Raw genomic sequence first — 17,334 nt, forward strand, 5'->3', positions numbered from 1 at the left:
GCTGGGAAGCCTATGATGAACACCTGCGTCAACGCACCCTTCGCCACCTCAAACGGACCGCCGCCCGGTTGGGGTTCACGCTCCTCCCCCAGCCCGTCTCGGCCTGAGAGTGTGTTTCTGAGCAGTGCAGCGCGGAATCCCTCTGCGAGACCCGTCGCTCCGCTCAGGGTGAGCGGAGCAAAATTTCCTCTGGAGTCAAAGCGAACATTTTCCTAACTCGCTTGCAACACCACCTGTGGCGCTGCTACTTCTTGTTCTCGTTTTTTCACCGAAGGTAGCGTCAACGCAAGGAATGCAGAGATCAGCCCAGTGCCAGTACTGGTGAAAAACGGCATGGCGTAACTCCCCATGTGGTCGTACATCACGCCACCCATAAGCCCGCCAGAGCCCATGCCAACCGCGGCGATCATAAAGAACACCCCAAGAATTGCCCCGATCGAACGCGTCCCGAAATACTCACGGAAGAGCATGGCATAGACCGGCATGGGACCGCCGTAGCCAAGGCCGAACATGACAGCCCACATGAAAAAAGTCGGGACCGCGTGAGCGTTGATAAAGATCGGAATCACCACTGCCTGGAGCGTGAGGAAGATCGCCATGGTCCATTTGCCACCGATACGATCCGCGAGCATGCCACACATAATCTTTCCCACCATACCGGAGATCGCCATCACGGCGGCCACCTGTGAGGCAGTCGTCGCTTGCAGGCCAACGTCAGTCATGTGGTTGAAACCGTGCAAGAGGATACAGGAGTGACAGATGCAACACCCTAACACCATGATGTTCAGCGTCCAGAATGCGCGTGTGCGCATCGCTTCGCTCAAAGAGAGGTGGACTTGCGGCATCACAGCCAGTCGTTGTCCGTTTCCCCCCTGGATGGTTCCAGCAGCTCCTTCTTCATGATCGCGCATCAATAAGGCCAGTGGAATGATGAGGAGCGCACCGATGCCGAGCCAGAGATAGGCGCCACGCCAGTCAGTTTGTGACAGGAGATAGACCGTCAATGGCGCGAAGACGGCAGGACCAACATTCTGTGACTGTGCGATCGCCAACGCCAGACCTTGGTTGCGGGTGAACCATTTGGTGATGAGTGCCGTCAGTGGCACGGCGGCGGCGGAACGTCCGATCGCCATGACCACGCCAAAGGCGAAATAGAGATGCACGAGTGATTGAATCTGGCTCATCAGCAAGGTGCCGATGATGAAAAGAATACCACCAACAATCAACAAGCGACGTGAACCAAAGCGGTCGCTCAACGTACCACAGACAAGATTGCCTAACCCAAAGCAGATCCAGTTAATCATTGAGGCGACAGAGATCGTATCGCGGCCCCACTGAAATTGCTCAGCCAGCGGCTTAAACATGACGCCAAAGGCATCAACAATGCCGAACATAATCAGACTGAGAAACAATCCGGCAAAGACAATCATCCAGCCATAGAAGAACTTCGGTTGCGGCTGCTCCATCGATCCTCCCTCATTTGTGCGCGTGGCATAAGAACCGACCAGGCCAAATTTGAGACAGTAGATACTGAGACGGGGGGTGAGTCAAGGGAAAAGCTTGGAAAACAATGCAAAATGAAGAACGAAAAATGAAAAATTGGGAAAACAAAAGGGACAGACCTCAGAAACGTGTGCGTTGTCTTGGTAATTTTTAGTTTTTCATCCTTAATTCTTCATTTCCTAGAGTTCCCTCCCCATCTTCTCCCCCTCATAAATCACTGCCTCTAGCTTGCGGGGGGCGACGGCGTCACCAATACGGTAGAGTTCTTTTTTAAAGCTATGGCGGAGTTCTTGAAACAGGGCATTGTTGGGACTCCGCATCATGGCGATGACGACGGTATCGACTTCGAGCGTTCGTCGTTCACCACCCCAAATGTCGTAGATTTCTACACTGCGCCCTTCAATCTTCTCGACAAATTGTTGGGCAGTGAGTCTGACCCCTGCAGCTTTGAGGCGCGGAAAGAGATGGGGCATTTCGAGTGTCTTTAATGTGTCCTCACCGACGAACAGGTGTGGAGTGACGACTTCGACTTGTACCCCCGCTTTGGCCAAGACCTCGGACAATCCGAGAGCTAAATAACTATCGGTCTCGTCGATAATGAGGACTCGCGTACCGAGCGAGCGAGGGTCCGTCAGTGCCCGCCGGGTTGCGTTGGCGACATCAACCACATGCTGATGCTCTACTCCAGGGATCGAGTCGCGCTCTGGGCGATAGGGACTGTAGCCGGTACGGTCATAACTCGACCCTGTCGCGCACACAATCACGTCGGGCTTTTCTTGGAGCAACATCGTCGTCGTGACTGTCGTTCCGAGTCGAACCTCAATTCCAGCTTTGGCGAGTGGCCGCGTGAGGTTATCGATCGCACCTTGCCAGCCCTGGCGTGTCGGCAAACGTTTGAGCAAGTTGAGGTGGCCCCCGAGTTCGTGCGACTGTTCATACAGGGTGACTGTATGTCCCCGTTTTGCTGCAATTGCGGCACACTTCAACCCCGCTGGGCCACCGCCGACGATAAGAACTTTGCGCCTCTCCTCAGGAGAAACCGCTTCAAGCGTCCCGTCCCCCCAATACTGCTCTCGTCCCATCGTAGGATTCAGGACGCAGGTCACATCGACATTGTCGATCAAGCGACTCACACACACATTGGCACCGACACAGCGAGTGACTTCATCTTCGCGTCCTTCACGGCTTTTGTTGACAATGAACGGATCGGCCATGTGCGCGCGCGTCATTGCCACCATATCCGCCGCGCCCTCAGCCAGGAGCTGGTCAGCCTTACGGACATCGAGTATCCGACCAACGATAAAGACCTTGGCGCGATCACCGACAACCGCCTTTGCTCGTTTGCCGAAGGAGGCCATGAATCCCTCTTCGACACTACCCATCGGGGCGACAGCCACGTGGAGTGCATGGTAGCCGCCCCCGGAAATGTTGAAGAAGTCGAAGTAGCCACTGGCGGCGAGAATCTCTAATTGTTCCTTGGTTTGTTCTGGCGTGATGCCGCAATCGCCGAGAAACTCGTCAAATGACAAGCGTACGCCGACAGTGTAATCGTTGCCAACCTGGCGACGTATTTCCTTACCGATCTCAAGCACGATCTGACAGCGATTGCGGACTGACCCACCGTAGCGATCGGTGCGTTTGTTAAAGGCTGGACTCAAAAATTCACCGATGAGCTGGCTATGCGCGGCATGGACTTCAACACCATCCATGCCCGCGAGTTTGGCATTGCGTGCTGAAAGGCCAAAGTGTGCAACCATTTGATCGATGTGCACTTGCTCCATCGCCAGCGGAGTCTCGTTGTAGATCGCAGATGGAATACGGGATGCCGCCCACAGTGGACGCCAGCGGTCGATGTACATCGTTCCTTTGCCCTGCGCCCCACTGGCGAAGAGCTGAACAAACTGTTTGCAACCAAACTCATGTACGGCATTCGCCAGTTTCTCGTACTGTGGGATCACACGTGGGTCCCAGGCGATACAGCCAGCATGATAATTCATCCCTGCCTGGTGCACTGCTTGTTGTTCTAAAGTGAGCAGTGCTGCCCCACCTTTGGCACGTTCGCGATAGTAGGCGATATGACGGTCACTGATCAGTTCGTCTTTGCCATACAACTGCGTGTGACCTGTCACCATGATGCGGTGCTTAACCGTGGTGGTGCCGATGGTTAGTGGGGTCCAGACGTGTTTTAGATCGGGCACGGCATTCTCCTCGCTACAGATTGTGTAGGACTCAGTCAAGAAAGTTTTGTGGGATAGCCAGAGAACGTCATTCCCGCGAAGGCGGGAATCCAGGGAGGTTAACGTGCGGTTCCTGCTTGAGGTTCCTGGATGCCCGCCTTCGCGGGCATGACGACAATCTCCTCCGCAGCATTAAGTTGACCAACTAGTGGCCATCCTTTTTTCTGTTTCACTCCGGCAACATCGCCACACACTTAATCTCCACCATCAACCCCGGCATCGCCAGTGCTGTCGTGCCGATTCCAGTCCACGCGGGCAATCTATCTGGATTGGTGAAATAGCGATCCTTCACTTTCATGAACAACTGCAGGTCACGCATATCGGTGTGGTAAGTAATCATATCAACGACATCATCGAACGTGGCGCCTGCGGCGATGAGCACTTTCTTGACATTCTCAAAGGCCTGGACAAACTGCGCCTCGGTTCCTTCAACGACTTTGAGGTTCTCGTCACGGCCAACCTGTCCGGCAATGTACAACATGTGACCAGCTTTCACTCCCGGTGAATAACGAAAACGTTCATGAATGTTCTGCATCTCTTTCGGAACAATGGATTGACGTTTCGGCATGGGCTCCTCCTTCATTGTTGCGCTGTGTGGCATGTATCAAACCGCGCCCAGCTTTTCTACTTGTCTTTTCTGTCGAGGTTGCAGTACAGTACGCCACAAAGGAGGGCTGGTTATGATTCCACGAAGCATGTCGCATGTTGCATTCTGTGTGACGGACTTTGATCGTTCGTTACATTTCTATCGCGATCTCTTGGGTTTTCAGGTTGCGCAGGAAGGAACCGAGGGCGAAATCACTGAGCAGCAGAAAGGCATCTACGAACGACTCGACCGCAAATTTCGCTTTGTGACTTTACGGTACGGTCAGTCAAACACTACACCGTTTGGCATGAACGAAGACGCCCCGATTGTGGTGTTGATCGCACCGCTCAACGGTGCGCCGACTGGGAAGAGCATTAAAGTCGATCAGATCGGCATTTCCCATGTCGGCTTTTGGGTCAAAGGACTTGATTCAGTCTACGAAGACCTAAAGGGCAAAGGCGTGAAGTTTATCGCTCCGCCGCATGTGTTAGGCAAAACGAAAGCCGGAACCATTCGTAGTGCGTTCGTAGAGGATCCCGATGGGATTCTCATCCAGATTGATGAGATGGTGCCCGCGGAGAAATAGGTTATAGGCTTCAGGGATCTGCGGTGCTTTTCCCTGTGGCCTATCGCCTGTCCGAGGTATTCACCGCCTCGCGGATATCTTCGATGCACATCTGCACCCGATCGAGATGCGTGCGGAATGATAGGACGCAAATACGAATCACGAAGTTGCCGTTCAGCGTCGTGGCACTGAGATGCACGCGGTTGCGGGCGTTAATCTGTTGCAATACCTGCTTGCTCAGTTGATTGAGCGCTTCGTTATCCAAGCCAGGACGGACAAGGCGAAACGCCACAATCGACAGTTGTGGTTCAGCGACGATTTCGATGCCAGGAATCTTGCGCAATTCTTCTGTGGCCCATTGGGTCAACTGCAACTTCTCTTCCAGGTTGCGACGGAACGGCGTAATGCCATGCATCTTGATTGGCAGCCACACCCGCAGGCCGCGGACCTCGCGTGAAAGTTCTGGTGACATCTGGGAGAAATCTACCAAATCTCCCTCATCTTCGACCGACGGTAGATACGCGGCTGAGACGCCATGCGCACGTTTCAAGGCAGCCCCATCTTTCACTAACAGTGAACCCGTCCCATAGGGTAAGAAGAGCCCTTTGTGCGGATCAAGCGTGACCGAATCGGCTTGCTCGATTCCCCTCATTGCTGCGCGACCATGTTCTGTGAGGAGAAAGCAACCGCCGTATGCTGCATCGACGTGCAGCCACAGTCGCCCATGATGAGCGATATGCGCTAACGCTTGCAGGTCGTCGATCGCTCCGGTGTTGGTCGTCCCCGCATTCCCAACGATCATGAACGGCAACTGCTCGGCTTCTCGGTCTTCAATAATGCGTTGTTCGAGCAGATCGAGGCGCATACGAAAGCGTTCGTCCGAGGGAATCGAGCGAACATTGTCTGGTGGAAACCCTGCAAGCAACGCAGCTTTCTGCACCGAATGATGCGTTTGATCGGATACATAGATCGTTCCGGCAAGAAAATTTTCCGGTAATCGTTCTCGCCGTGCTGTCACCACGGCAGAAAAATTGGCTAACGATCCACCGGTCGTCAGCAACCCTTTCGCTGTAGATGGATAACCAACAATATCGCAAAACCAACGTAAGACGGTTGCTTCAATTTGTGCGAGACCTGGAGCGGCAAGCCAAATGCCCATGTAGCGGTTCACGGCGTTGGTAATCAGTTCAGCAACTGCTGAGTGAAACAGTCCGCCGCCGGGAATGTAGCCTAAATATCCTGGCCCAGCCGTGGTGAAGCTGGTCGGAATGGCCTGCTGAAAGAGCAACTCCAAGAGCTGAGGAAACGCTTGTCCCTGTTCTGGTAGCGGTTCCACGAAGAGCTGCGCAACGTCTCTTCCCTGGTCGATGTTGATGGCTGGTTGTTGTGGCAGTGACTCGATGTGAGGAACGATGTACGCCATCGCTTGTGTGACGAGGTGTCGCATCTCGTCTGGGGTAAGCTCTAAGGTGAGGTCGGGGTTCTCCATACTCACACCTCATCATTTTCGTTGTGACGTTGCCGGAGCCTTTTTCTTCGACAGTCCCGTATGAATTGCTTCAATCCACATATCAGCTTTAATGAATCCTGCGCCAAACGGTTTCCATTCAGCAGAAAATCCTTCAGCTTTGATAGCATCAAGACTTTTGCCTGCGGCCATTTGCTTACGTACGGAGTCAATCGTTGCGAGCAGCATGCGGTGATAGGCTTTCAGGTCGTCGTACGTTGAGAGTGGGCCATGCCCAGGAATGACCTTCGTATCGGGCGAAATTTGCGCCAACACAGTTTCCACGTTCTTCGCAAACCCCTCGACATCACCACCACTGCCCCAATCGATGAACGGAAAGCCGCCAGCAATGAATTGATCGCCCATATGGACCACTTTTGAGCCGGTGAAAAAGACAACACTGTCACCATCAGTGTGACCTGGGAACATATGAAAGACTTTAATTTCCTCGCCATTGAAATGAATGGAAAGCGACTGATCAAACGTAATGACCGGCCAGGCTTCTTTGGGCTCTGCTGGAAATGCCCGGCCCATGAGCGTCTGATCTGTGGTGAGCCGTTTCCGCACATTTGTATGGGCAATAATTGGTGCTTCCCGCCCAAACACCTTGTTGCCATCAACATGGTCATAATGCCAATGGGTGTTGAGCACGAACTTCAACGGGCCGCCACCGGCTTCTTTCAGTGCAGCGCGGATCTTATCTGCAAGCGGAACAAACTGATCATCGACGATCAAAATGCCATCTGGGCCGACTGACGCTCCGATATTGCCGCTACCTGGGTCGGCTTGCAACATGTATACGTTGCCATTGACTTTGCTGCCTTTGACATCGATTTTCGAGAAATCTTGTTGTTGTGCATGAGCGACGGATCCGATCGACAGCCACAACGTGAGCACGAGCCAAATACACTGCATACGTCCCTCCCCGATAAACGTTGCGTTCGCTCTATCACGGGTGGTGGGGTTTTGTTAGACACCCCATGTCCTGCCAGAGTTGACCTTATCAGGCCACTTTACTATGTTCGCCGGACTACACGAGAGGAGCCCCACACCATGGTCGGTGTTCCAGGAACAGAGGAACGGGTTGCGTTGGCCGAGGTCGAAGAACGGCTACGCCGTGTGCGCTCGCGCATCAATTGGTATGGCCTGCAACGGAACTTCTACATCTCTGGGACGATCATTGCGCTTGGCGTTGCACTATTGATTGTCTGCGCATTCTCTCTGCCGCCACTCTGGTTTACTGTCTTCTCCTGGCCAGTTCTGTTGGCGTTAGTCTTTGCGTTGTTGTTTTTTCTGCGACGGACAGTCAGTGAGTGGCTCGACCTGAATCTTGCCGCGCGGCATATTGATACGAAGCTCGCATTGAAGGAACGTTTCTCGACCCTGGTTGCGCAACTGACCTCTGGGGTGATCGGGAAGCCACAGCCATCGCAGCTCTGGCCGCATCTGCTACGAGAAAACACCACATTACTTTCCCATTGGACCACCAAACAGGTCCTCCCTCACCGTATTCCCTGGCATATCCTCCCGTTTTTCCTCGCCTCTCTTATTGCGCTCTTCATTCTGGCGGTGCCACTGATGTCCTCACGCTCAGATGCCTCGCCGTTTTCGCTCGACAATCTACAACAAGTGCTCGGAGAATTACCGGAACGCGCCACGCAAGCGTTCGAGCGGCAGATGTCCCTGCTGCCGGAGCCGTCGGACCAGTGGGGGAAAAGTAGTCTCTATAATCAAGAACAACCTCCGCCGGGCGCAATGCGGTTAGAAGAGGCTCCACCGGGGGAAACCCGTCCGCAAGAGGCACGTTCGCTTGCCTCGCTGCCTGAGGCTCTCCAACAAAAGATTCGTCAGGCGCTCCAGGGGTTGCCGGACAAGGCTCCGAAGCCGCAGGAGCAAAAGGAAGGTACGCCGGGGAAAGAGGATCGTCGCCTTGCTCTCAAGCCGTCAGACAAGACAAAGACGCCAGATGCCGTGACTGAGGCGAAAAATCTCCCTCCTGGCACGACTGAACAACAGATCCAAGGCAATCGGCGTGGACAAGGGAATGACAAGAAAGGCGGCAATCCGACAAATATCGGCAGTGGGACGCAAACCCCAGCGCAAGGCAGCGGCATCCAACAGCTCGAACGTGCACAACTCGATCGCAAACCCCCCAAGGGAGCCTTCCAGCCGAGTCCTGATAGCCCACAAATGCCGAGTAGTGGTGGAGAAGCGGGGGCGGGTGGTCCAGGGGCTGGGAGTGGCACTGACCCACGTCTCTATGGAGAGCAGTCGATCTTGAATGATGGCTCAAAAAGTTTCCAACTTGCGCTCGAAACCACCCATGAGAAAACCCATAAAGGTGAAGAGTCAGAAACAGAAGATAAAGACGAAGGTGGCATTATCGAGAAATCGACCGGCGGTCTGAGCCAGCAGCAGTCTCTGGATGATACCATCCGCAAATCGCGTATTCCGGCTGAGTATGAAGATATTGTCAAACGTGTCTTTACCCGAGGAGAATCACGGTGAGTGAAGCCCCAGCTACCCAACTGATCAATGAGTTTCAGGAAACCTTTCGCCGCATCGAAAACGAACTCGCCAAAGTGGTGGTCGGTCATGGCGATTTGATCCGCAATATTCTCACCGCCTTCTTTGCTGGTGGGCACGTGCTGATTGAAGGTGTTCCAGGGACCGGCAAGACGCTCATCGTGCGCTCGCTCGCCGATGTGTTAAACCTCAGCTTTAATCGCATTCAGTTTACGGTCGACCTGATGCCGGCGGACATCACCGGTACACGCATGGTGATGGATCGCGATGATGGTCGGCGTGACTTCGTCTTTGTCGAAGGACCGGTCTTTGCACATGTCTTGTTGGCCGACGAAATTAACCGGTCGACGCCAAAGACTCAGGCGGCATTGCTTGAAGCAATGGCTGAACAACAGGTTACAGTGGCAGGGGCAACGTACCGTTTGCCGCCACCGTTCTTTGTCATGGCGACACTCAATCCGATCGAAATGGAAGGCACGTATCCGTTACCGGAGGCGCAACTGGACCGTTTCTTCTTTAAGGTACGCTTAACGTATCCTACGCACCAGGAAATCCAGCGCATTATTGGCTCCACGACCACCAACACGACTGAGGATTTGCGTCCCGTCTTCGAGCACGCTGAAGCGCCAGAAAAGATCCTCAGCTTACGACAACTCGTGCGCGACGTGTTAGTTGCTCCCCACATCGAAGAATATATCTCAGCACTGATCCATGCCACTATTCCCGCAGGAGCGAAATACCTCAGCACTGGCGACACAGCCAAGACAACGCTGGCAAAAGATGATTTCGTTAATCGCTATGTGAGCTTTGGCTCAAGCCCGCGAGGCGGCCAGACGTTGATGCTTGGGGCAAAGGTGTTAGCGCTGCTCGATGGCCGGGCCAATGTCAGCTACGATGACGTCGATCGTCTTGCGGTGCCAACCCTGAATCATCGGTTAGTCCTCAACTTTGCAGCTGAAGCCGAGAACATCGATCCTAACGACATTGTGACCCGGATCGTGCAGTCCGCTCGCAAAATTCGCCGGTAAACGTACGTACCCATGGGTGTCATCGATTCGACTTTTCTTCGTCAGCTTGATCGCTTGCGCGTCCGTGTGCGGACTGCACGAGGACTGCGTCCAGGCGAAACGCAGATTCCTCGCAGTACGCAAGCGTGGGGGATCGAGTTTGAATCCTACAAGGAATACACGCCTGGGGACGATTTCCGTTATGTTGATTGGAATGCAGTCGGTCGTCTCAATCAGTTAGTGGTGCGAACGTTTACTGCCGAACGGGAAATTCCCTACTATCTCTTTCTCGATAGCAGCGCGTCGATGGGCGCGCCGGTCATGGATCAGAAGTTTACTTTTGCTTCTGACCTTGCCACGGCGCTTGGTTACGTTGTGGTCAACAACAATGACCCCCTCCGTTTGGTCGTTCTGACCGCTCCAGACAAAGGCCACCCCCCTTTCCGGGTTGCCCCGGTGCTGCGACACCGAAGCCACTTCTCGCGCCTCCCGGCGTTTCTGGCGACGCTGGTACCGCAAGGCAAAACCTATCTGCGTGAGGCCTTACGAGCGTATGCCGAGCAAACGCGTGAACCTGGTGTCGCGTTCGTCATCTCAGACTTTTTGCTCGAAGCGCCAGTCTATGAAGAAGCTCTGCTGCTGATGAAAGCACGTGGCTATGAGGTCAAAGTCATTCGCGTGCTGGGAGCTGCGGAATTGTCGCCAGAGAAACTGTTTCGCCGTGGCAAATTATATGATGTCGAAGACGGTCGAGAGCGCTGGATATCGCTCTCGAAGGCGCATCTACAGCAGTATCAAGGGGCCCTTCAGGCGCACTTGACCGCGTTGCAGCAGTTTTGCCATCAGCATCAAATCCTGTACGCACAAGTGTCGACAGATACGAATCTGACAACCGTCGTTAGTGAAGAACTGACACGCGCCGGATTACTGGCGTTTCGCTAGATCGCACTATGGGAATCCTTAATCCAGCCGCATTACCGTTACTAGCCGTTCTCGGGATTCTCGTCCTCATTTATCTACGAGAGCGTTGGCGCACGCGCATTGAAGTGCCGAGCATGCTCTTCTGGAGTCTCGTCAAAGAAGACAAAGCACGAGTGCGACGTTTCACCCCTAGTCTGTTATTTTTACTGCAAGCGCTGTTGTTAGCGCTCCTGATTGGCGGAGTCCTCCATCCATTTCGCTCACAAATCGTGACCGAGACGCGAGGGAACCGCCACATTCTCGTGATCGACACGTCAGCGAGCATGCAGGCACGGGAAGGACGCACGCAACGGTTTGACCTTGCTCGTGATCAAGCAAAAAAAGTCGTGCAATCATTCAATGTTCTCGATGAGGTCATGCTTATCAGTGTGAGTACCCGCCCACTGGTCGTCAGCGGCCTCACTAAGGATCACCTGTTGATTCTCCATTTACTGGAAACCCTCAAACCCGTAGATACGGGTACCAATCTCGACTTAGGCATCGAGTTGGCCCTGGCTCAACGCGACCGGGAAGGACGACAAGGGCAGATTTATGTGTTTACCGACCAACCGACCAACGTCTTGAATCTTTCCGCCGACAAGCTCAAAGAACTTGCGTATTACCGTGTGGGCAAAACTGATGACAACGTTGGCGTTGCCGCCCTACATCTGCACCAGAATCCGTTCCAAAGCTATTCGCAGGCACAGGCCTATGTGGTCGTGCGTAATTATGCCGCACGCCCGAAGACTGGCATCCTCACCGTGCGGTTGAATGAGAAACAAATGCTCCGCCGTGAGTTTACGCTTCCGGCGCGCGAAGCGACCTCGTTCTCGGTCAAAGGCTTTGAAGGGCCAGGGAAACTTATCGCGCAGATCGAAACTGACGATGCGCTGCGTATCGATAACCAGGCCCTCGCATGGTTGGCAGAGCTGCGTGATCGTCGCCTGGTTTTAGTTTCTGGTGTGAAAGGGTTGCAGGAAGAGATTACGCGGGTGAGTGAAGCGATCCCTGGCTTAATTCTTACCGTGCTGACCCCCGAGCGGTTCTCTCCAGCGGAAGTCCGGCCCCAGGATGTTGTGCTGTTCCACCAATTTGTTCCCAGTGCCACTGTGTCAGCGAACAGTTTGTATGTGTTTCCTCAACCACAGAATCCACTCTTTCCTGCCGTTGCTGAAGCCGAGGATGTGAGCATTCTTGATTGGCGTGAAGAACACGAAATGCTGCGTAATCTGCACTATGTTGACGCCCTTCCGCTCAAGAAAGCGCGAGTGTTGGCGTTACCTTCGTGGGCCCAAGTGCTGATCTCTTCGCGCACGAAGACGAGCGAAGTCCCGCTGGCGTTCACTGGAGAAAAAGATGGTCATCGCGTGGCGTGTTTTGCCTTCGATTTAGGGAAAGGAAATCTGACCAATTCGGATAACATGACCCTCCTTTTGCTGTTCCTCAACACGATGCGCTGGCTTTCGCCTGCTGATCCGACGACACCGACGCTCGTGCCGACCGGTGAAGCCTTTTTCTTGCCTCCAGGTGCAGGGCCGGATTCCCTACGTCTCCTTTCCCCGCAAGGTGAAGAGCAAAAGATTGAGACGGATGTGGTCGAAATCGACCGCGTTGGAGAGTATCGCCTCACCGGGAGTCGTTATCGGGGAACCCTCTATGCCAACTTGTTCGATGAACCGGAGTCGGATATTGGTCGGCGCGAGGAGAACAGTCAGCCTGTCACGATGACACAAGTTGCCGCCAAGGCACCGCAAGAATTGACGCAATCCGTACCGGTAGAATTCGGACGGACGCTGTATTATGGAGCAGTGAGTTTGATTTTGCTTGAATGGCTGTATTCATTATGGCGCTATTATCGCACGAGTAGAGCATGACCTACGAACTCTTTGGCACAACCTACACCATACTGCAGCCAGAATGGTTACGACTGCTCTGGCTGTTGCCGTTGTTATGGATACCGCTCTGGTGGCAGAAACGACGTGGTTTGCTGTTGAGTGCCTCACTGTTACGCACGTTGGCTGCGGTGCTGGTAACGGCTGCGCTTGCCGGCCTCAGCACGCAAACGACCTTGCCTGAACATAAGCTTTCGTTGGTTGCTGCCGTTGACGTGTCCGATAGCATCGCTGCTGAAGGGCGGACCTGGATGAAGGGGTATCTGGATCGTCTCACTCCGATGCTGGGACCGGATGACGAATTCTCTGCCTTGACGTTTGCCACTGACACGACATTGCTTGTTCCTCCCGGACCGATAAATGCGGTGCAGTTTCCACCTCAGAACTTTGCTCCTCTTCCCGCTGGACAAGGTGGAGGCACCAACCTGGCCAGAGCACTAGAACGGGCCTTCGCCTTGTATCCAGAAGGCGGCGAAAAACGACTCGTCCTGCTTACCGATGGGAACGAGACTGGTACGGCCAGTAAGCGCAATATCGCGCTGGCGAAACAGATGGGCATCAAAATCTTTCCGGTCATCCCGCCGTCGGGACAACATCCGGAGGTATCACTAGAGAAGTTTATCGCGCCACCTCTGGTCCGCGAAGGGAGTGCGTTTAGCCTGCGATTAGTCGTGCGCAACGGCAACGACAAAGCAGTCCGTGGAAGGGTATCGGTCCTCGCCAATGATCAATCGCTCACCCGTCAGGAACTGACGATTTCACCAGGGCTCTCGGTGCTCGAAATCCCCGCGCAGATTTCACAGAAGGGCAACTATCTGTTACGGGCTGAGATGACGGCCACGCCAGACACGATCCCTGGGAACAATCATCAGCAAGCGGCACTGGCTGTAACCGGCAAAGTACGGGCCCTCGTGATTACTGACAATCCCAAAACGCATCTGGCGCGGGCGCTCAAACTGAAAGAGGTTGAGGTCGAGTTTCGTCGTCCAGAAGGCATTCCCACCCAGCTGTCGGACTTGCTTGATTACAACTGTCTGGTGTTTGATGACGTGAGCCGTGGTGGCATCTCTGCCCAACAAATGACCGTCATTGAAAACTATGTCCGCGACTTTGGCGGTGGGTTCTTGATGGCTGGAGGGATGCGCGCGTTTGGTGATCTCAGCTACCAACACTCGATTATCGAGCGGGTGCTGCCGATCACTTTCCGTGAGCAGCGCCCAAAGAAAAAGAAGCGAACGCCGATCGCGCTGTTTGTGATTATCGATCGCTCGAACAGCATGGGGTACAACAGCAAAGTCCGCGGCTTGCATGACGGGCAGAAGATGCACTATGCCCAGAAAGCCGCAGTCGAACTGCTCGGCCAACTCCAGGATACCGATTACGCTGGAGCCATTGCCTTCGACTCAGAACCCTACACGCTCTCTCCCCTTACCCGGCTGACAGAAAACCGGGCTGATCTTGTAAGTAAAATTAGTCGCTTACAGTATGGCGGGGGCACGGACTTTTACAATGCGCTAGAGACAGCAGCAGATCAGCTTGGGCAGATGCGTGGCGCGATTCGCCATATCATTCTTCTCACGGATGGTGATTCCAATCGTTCGGCCACGGATCACTATCCGCTCGTTGCCACGATCGCTCAGCGTCAGATTACCATTACGACTATTCGTATTGGGGATGACACCGTGAACTTGCAACTCCTCTCCTTTATGTCGGAAAAAACCGGCGGGCGCTTTTATCATGTTGCGGATGTCGAGATGCTGCCGCAGTTGCTCATCAAAGACACCCGTCAGGCGATGCGAGAAAAGGACGACGACAAGGATAGTCCGAAGGAGATCGTTCCACGAGTTGGTGAACGTGGTCAGGTATTGCAAGGATTAAGCGACTTCCCTTCGCTTGATGAGTATATGCTGACTAAGCTCAAAGACGGGGCGGACGTTCAGTTATATACCGATGTGCATACTGAACACGATCCACTGCTAGCCACCTGGCAGTATGGCTTAGGGAAAGTTGTCGCTGTGACGTTCGATCCGAGTGGCAGTGGTTCGGCGGATTGGATTCGCTGGGAAGGGTTCGGGAAATTTTGGTCACAAGCGGTGCGCTGGGCGATTCGTGACGAAACGCCGTGGGATTATCGTATTAGTGCGCGCCGACGTGGTGAGCGTACGATCCTCCAAGCCGAGTCCTATGACAACGAAGAGGATAGTTTCCTGCTCGCGCGGTTACCGCGCGGAAGCCAAACTGACGAGGTCTCATTATTTCCGGTTGCTCCGCGTGTCTATGAAGCGGTATTGCCTCGTAAACGGCAAGGCAATCTACAAGTGACTTTGCTCAAGCGCAAAAACGGCAAAGTCGTGAATCAAAAGAATGAAACGGTTATGGTCGGACAAGCACCGGGAGAAGTGCTTGATGAATACCGCCAACAAGAGCCGAATCGTGCTCTGTTGCGGGAATTGGCCGAAGGAACTGGCGGGAGTATCGACCCAGATCTGAATGCGCTCGTGTCGCAAAAGCGCGAAGGTCAGAAGACACTGATTCATTCTTTAGAGAACCCCCTCATGATTGCGGCGCTGTTCCTGCTCTTCGGTGACATCGCACTGCGTGTGTTGTTCGGACCGCAGGCCTAGGAAAGTCACCGCCAATACGCAGACGTGCCGCACCTGTTGGGAAGCCTTGCTGGGCTCATCGTGGGGGCCGCTGTCGGTGCTTTCGTACACACCGCAATTGTCATGCTTGTATTGATTTGTTTGTGCCCCTGAGAGATGATTCTGTCCTAAAAAAAGCCTTGTGGAGGAATGCGATGAATGTACGTGCAGCGGTAGCGCATAAGGCTGGTACGCCTTTAACGATCGAGACCGTGCAGTTAGATGGCCCAAAAGCAGGTGAAGTGTTGGTCGAAATCAAAGCGACTGGCATCTGTCACACTGACGAGTTTACCCTCTCTGGTGGTGATCCCGAGGGAATCTTTCCTGCAATTCTTGGTCATGAGGGCGCTGGGATTGTGGTTGATGTTGGTCCAGGCGTGACCAGCGTAAAAAAGGGCGACCACGTCATTCCCTTGTACACGCCTGAGTGTCGCCAGTGTAAATCCTGCCTGAGCCGCAAGACGAACTTGTGCACTGCTATCCGTGCTACCCAAGGCAAAGGACTGATGCCCGACAGCACCAGTCGTTTCTCGTTAGGCAAAGAAACCATTTATCACTATATGGGCTGTTCAACCTTTTCCAATTTTACCGTCCTGCCTGAGATCGCCGTAGCCAAGATTCGGGAAGACGCGCCGTTCGACAAAGTCTGTTACATCGGCTGTGGGGTCACAACTGGTATCGGTGCTGTTATCAACACCGCCAAAGTAGAGCCAGGAGCTAACGTTGTCATATTCGGCCTTGGTGGTATCGGCCTCAACGTCATCCAAGGCGCGCGTATGGCTGGCGCTAATATGATCGTTGGTGTCGATATCAATCCGAACCGGAAGGTGTTAGCTGAAAAATTTGGTATGACGCACTTCGTGAATCCCAAAGAAGTGCAAGGTGATCTGGTGCCGTATCTGGTCGATCTGACTGGCGGTGGCGCGGATTACAGTTTCGAGTGCGTTGGCAATGTGCAGTTGATGCGTCAGGCGTTGGAATGCTGCCATCGTGGCTGGGGCGTGAGTGTGATTATCGGTGTTGCTGGATCTGGACAAGAAATCTCCACCAGACCGTTTCAACTTGTCACAGGTCGTGTGTGGAAAGGCACTGCCTTTGGTGGTGCGCGTGGTCGTACTGACGTGCCCAAGATTGTTGACTGGTACATGAACAAGAAGATCAATATCGACGATCTGATTACCCACGTGCTGCCGCTTGATCGTATCAACGAAGGCTTTGATCTGATGCACGCGGGGAAGTCGATTCGGGCGGTGGTGACGTATTAGCCGACGAAAGGGGGAATCACGAGAAGAACGGCTGCAGGCCGTAGGCTAGAGGGGAAATGAGCATACGTCTTTCTGAGCTTTTCCTTTTCGTGGCTCTTCCCTTTCGTTTTTCCGGCTTCTTTCTGTAAGCGTAGACAAGGTAATCTTCGACGCCTAGACTCCAAAGCAGGTACTTTTCAGGGGTACATCCCATGCAAGAAAACCTACAGATTGAACCTGTTGGTATTGCGCTACCACCCACTCAGGACGAACTCCCATGCGATGATGGAGAGCCGATGGAAACTGCTCGTCACCGCCAGCAAATGTTCTTGCTCCTCGAAACCCTCCACCCCTGGCTGGATCAACGTTCGGATGGATACGCTGGTGGCAATATGTTCTTGTACTTTAGCCTGGCGCAGGTACGGCATCAGGATTTTCGTGGACCGGATTTCTTCGCTGTTCTTGGTGTTCCCAAAGGAGAACGGAAGAGCTGGGTGGTATGGGAAGAAGGCAAAGGGCCGGATGTTATCATCGAGTTAGGCATGGGCAAGAATTAAGTTACCGATTAAGAGCGAGGAAGAAGCGTATAGTTCCAATCGCCATGAAACTTACCGGGTTTGATATTGAGCGCTTGAAACTCATCGTCGGAGACCTGTAGGCCTTTG

The 17,334-nt window shown here is 53.8% G+C and carries 13 protein-coding genes; 8 read left to right on the forward strand and 5 right to left on the reverse strand.

Features of this window, described 5'->3' with window-relative positions; translation table 11 throughout:
- Positions 1-212 precede the first annotated feature (212 nt).
- From FJ147_20745 to FJ147_20755, 3 genes are all read right to left on the reverse strand, one after another.
- Complete coding sequence (locus FJ147_20745) at positions 213-1,466, reverse strand: MFS transporter (GenBank protein ID MBM4258311.1); 1,254 nt, start codon at positions 1,464-1,466, stop codon at positions 213-215.
- Between the two features lie 216 nt (positions 1,467-1,682).
- Entirely contained in the window at positions 1,683-3,701 is a 2,019-nt protein-coding gene (locus FJ147_20750) for an FAD-dependent oxidoreductase (protein ID MBM4258312.1), read from the reverse strand.
- A 208-nt stretch (positions 3,702-3,909) separates the two neighbouring features.
- A complete protein-coding gene (locus FJ147_20755; GenBank protein ID MBM4258313.1) occupies positions 3,910-4,308 on the reverse strand; it encodes a RidA family protein in 399 nt (132 codons plus the stop codon).
- Here FJ147_20755 and FJ147_20760 point away from each other — a divergent pair.
- Positions 4,307-4,912 carry a VOC family protein gene (locus tag FJ147_20760; protein MBM4258314.1) on the forward strand — a complete coding sequence of 202 codons (606 nt, stop codon included), beginning with the start codon at positions 4,307-4,309 and terminating at the stop codon, positions 4,910-4,912. The two genes, FJ147_20755 and FJ147_20760, sit on opposite strands and share 2 nt — an antisense overlap.
- Positions 4,913-4,952: 40 nt before the next feature.
- Here FJ147_20760 and FJ147_20765 read toward each other — a convergent pair whose 3' ends face one another.
- Positions 4,953-6,380, reverse strand: coding sequence for an aminotransferase class V-fold PLP-dependent enzyme (locus tag FJ147_20765; GenBank protein MBM4258315.1), 1,428 nt, complete (start codon positions 6,378-6,380; stop codon positions 4,953-4,955).
- Positions 6,381-6,392: 12 nt separating this feature from the next.
- Complete coding sequence (locus FJ147_20770; GenBank protein MBM4258316.1) at positions 6,393-7,313, reverse strand: MBL fold metallo-hydrolase; 921 nt, start codon at positions 7,311-7,313, stop codon at positions 6,393-6,395.
- A 138-nt stretch (positions 7,314-7,451) separates the two neighbouring features.
- Between FJ147_20770 and FJ147_20775 the strand changes: the two genes are divergently transcribed.
- The 7 genes from FJ147_20775 to FJ147_20805 all read left to right on the forward strand — a co-directional run bounded on the left by FJ147_20775 (position 7,452) and on the right by FJ147_20805 (position 17,226).
- Positions 7,452-8,906: a hypothetical protein gene (locus FJ147_20775; GenBank protein MBM4258317.1), complete on the forward strand. Its 1,455-nt coding sequence runs from the start codon at positions 7,452-7,454 to the stop codon at positions 8,904-8,906.
- The gene (locus FJ147_20780) at positions 8,903-9,952 is read left to right on the forward strand and encodes an AAA family ATPase (GenBank protein ID MBM4258318.1); all 1,050 of its coding nucleotides are present in this window, start codon (positions 8,903-8,905) and stop codon (positions 9,950-9,952) included. The genes FJ147_20775 and FJ147_20780 overlap by 4 nt, the downstream gene beginning before the upstream one ends.
- Positions 9,953-9,964: 12 nt before the next feature.
- On the forward strand, positions 9,965-10,873 hold the full coding sequence (locus FJ147_20785) for a DUF58 domain-containing protein (GenBank protein ID MBM4258319.1): 909 nt from the start codon (positions 9,965-9,967) through the stop codon (positions 10,871-10,873).
- 8 nt (positions 10,874-10,881) lie between these two features.
- Positions 10,882-12,765 (forward strand): VWA domain-containing protein, encoded by a 1,884-nt coding sequence (locus tag FJ147_20790; protein ID MBM4258320.1) that lies wholly within the window; start codon positions 10,882-10,884, stop codon positions 12,763-12,765.
- Positions 12,762-15,407 carry a VWA domain-containing protein gene (locus FJ147_20795; protein ID MBM4258321.1) on the forward strand — a complete coding sequence of 882 codons (2,646 nt, stop codon included), beginning with the start codon at positions 12,762-12,764 and terminating at the stop codon, positions 15,405-15,407. Before FJ147_20790 ends, FJ147_20795 begins: the two co-directional genes overlap by 4 nt.
- A gap of 173 nt (positions 15,408-15,580) precedes the next feature.
- Complete coding sequence (locus tag FJ147_20800; GenBank protein MBM4258322.1) at positions 15,581-16,690, forward strand: S-(hydroxymethyl)glutathione dehydrogenase/class III alcohol dehydrogenase; 1,110 nt, start codon at positions 15,581-15,583, stop codon at positions 16,688-16,690.
- A gap of 191 nt (positions 16,691-16,881) precedes the next feature.
- Positions 16,882-17,226: a Uma2 family endonuclease gene (locus FJ147_20805; protein ID MBM4258323.1), complete on the forward strand. Its 345-nt coding sequence runs from the start codon at positions 16,882-16,884 to the stop codon at positions 17,224-17,226.
- The last annotated feature ends 108 nt before the right edge of the window (positions 17,227-17,334 follow it).

It is taken from the genome of Deltaproteobacteria bacterium, assembly GCA_016874775.1.
Classification (GTDB): Bacteria; Desulfobacterota; Binatia; order Bin18; family Bin18; genus VGTJ01.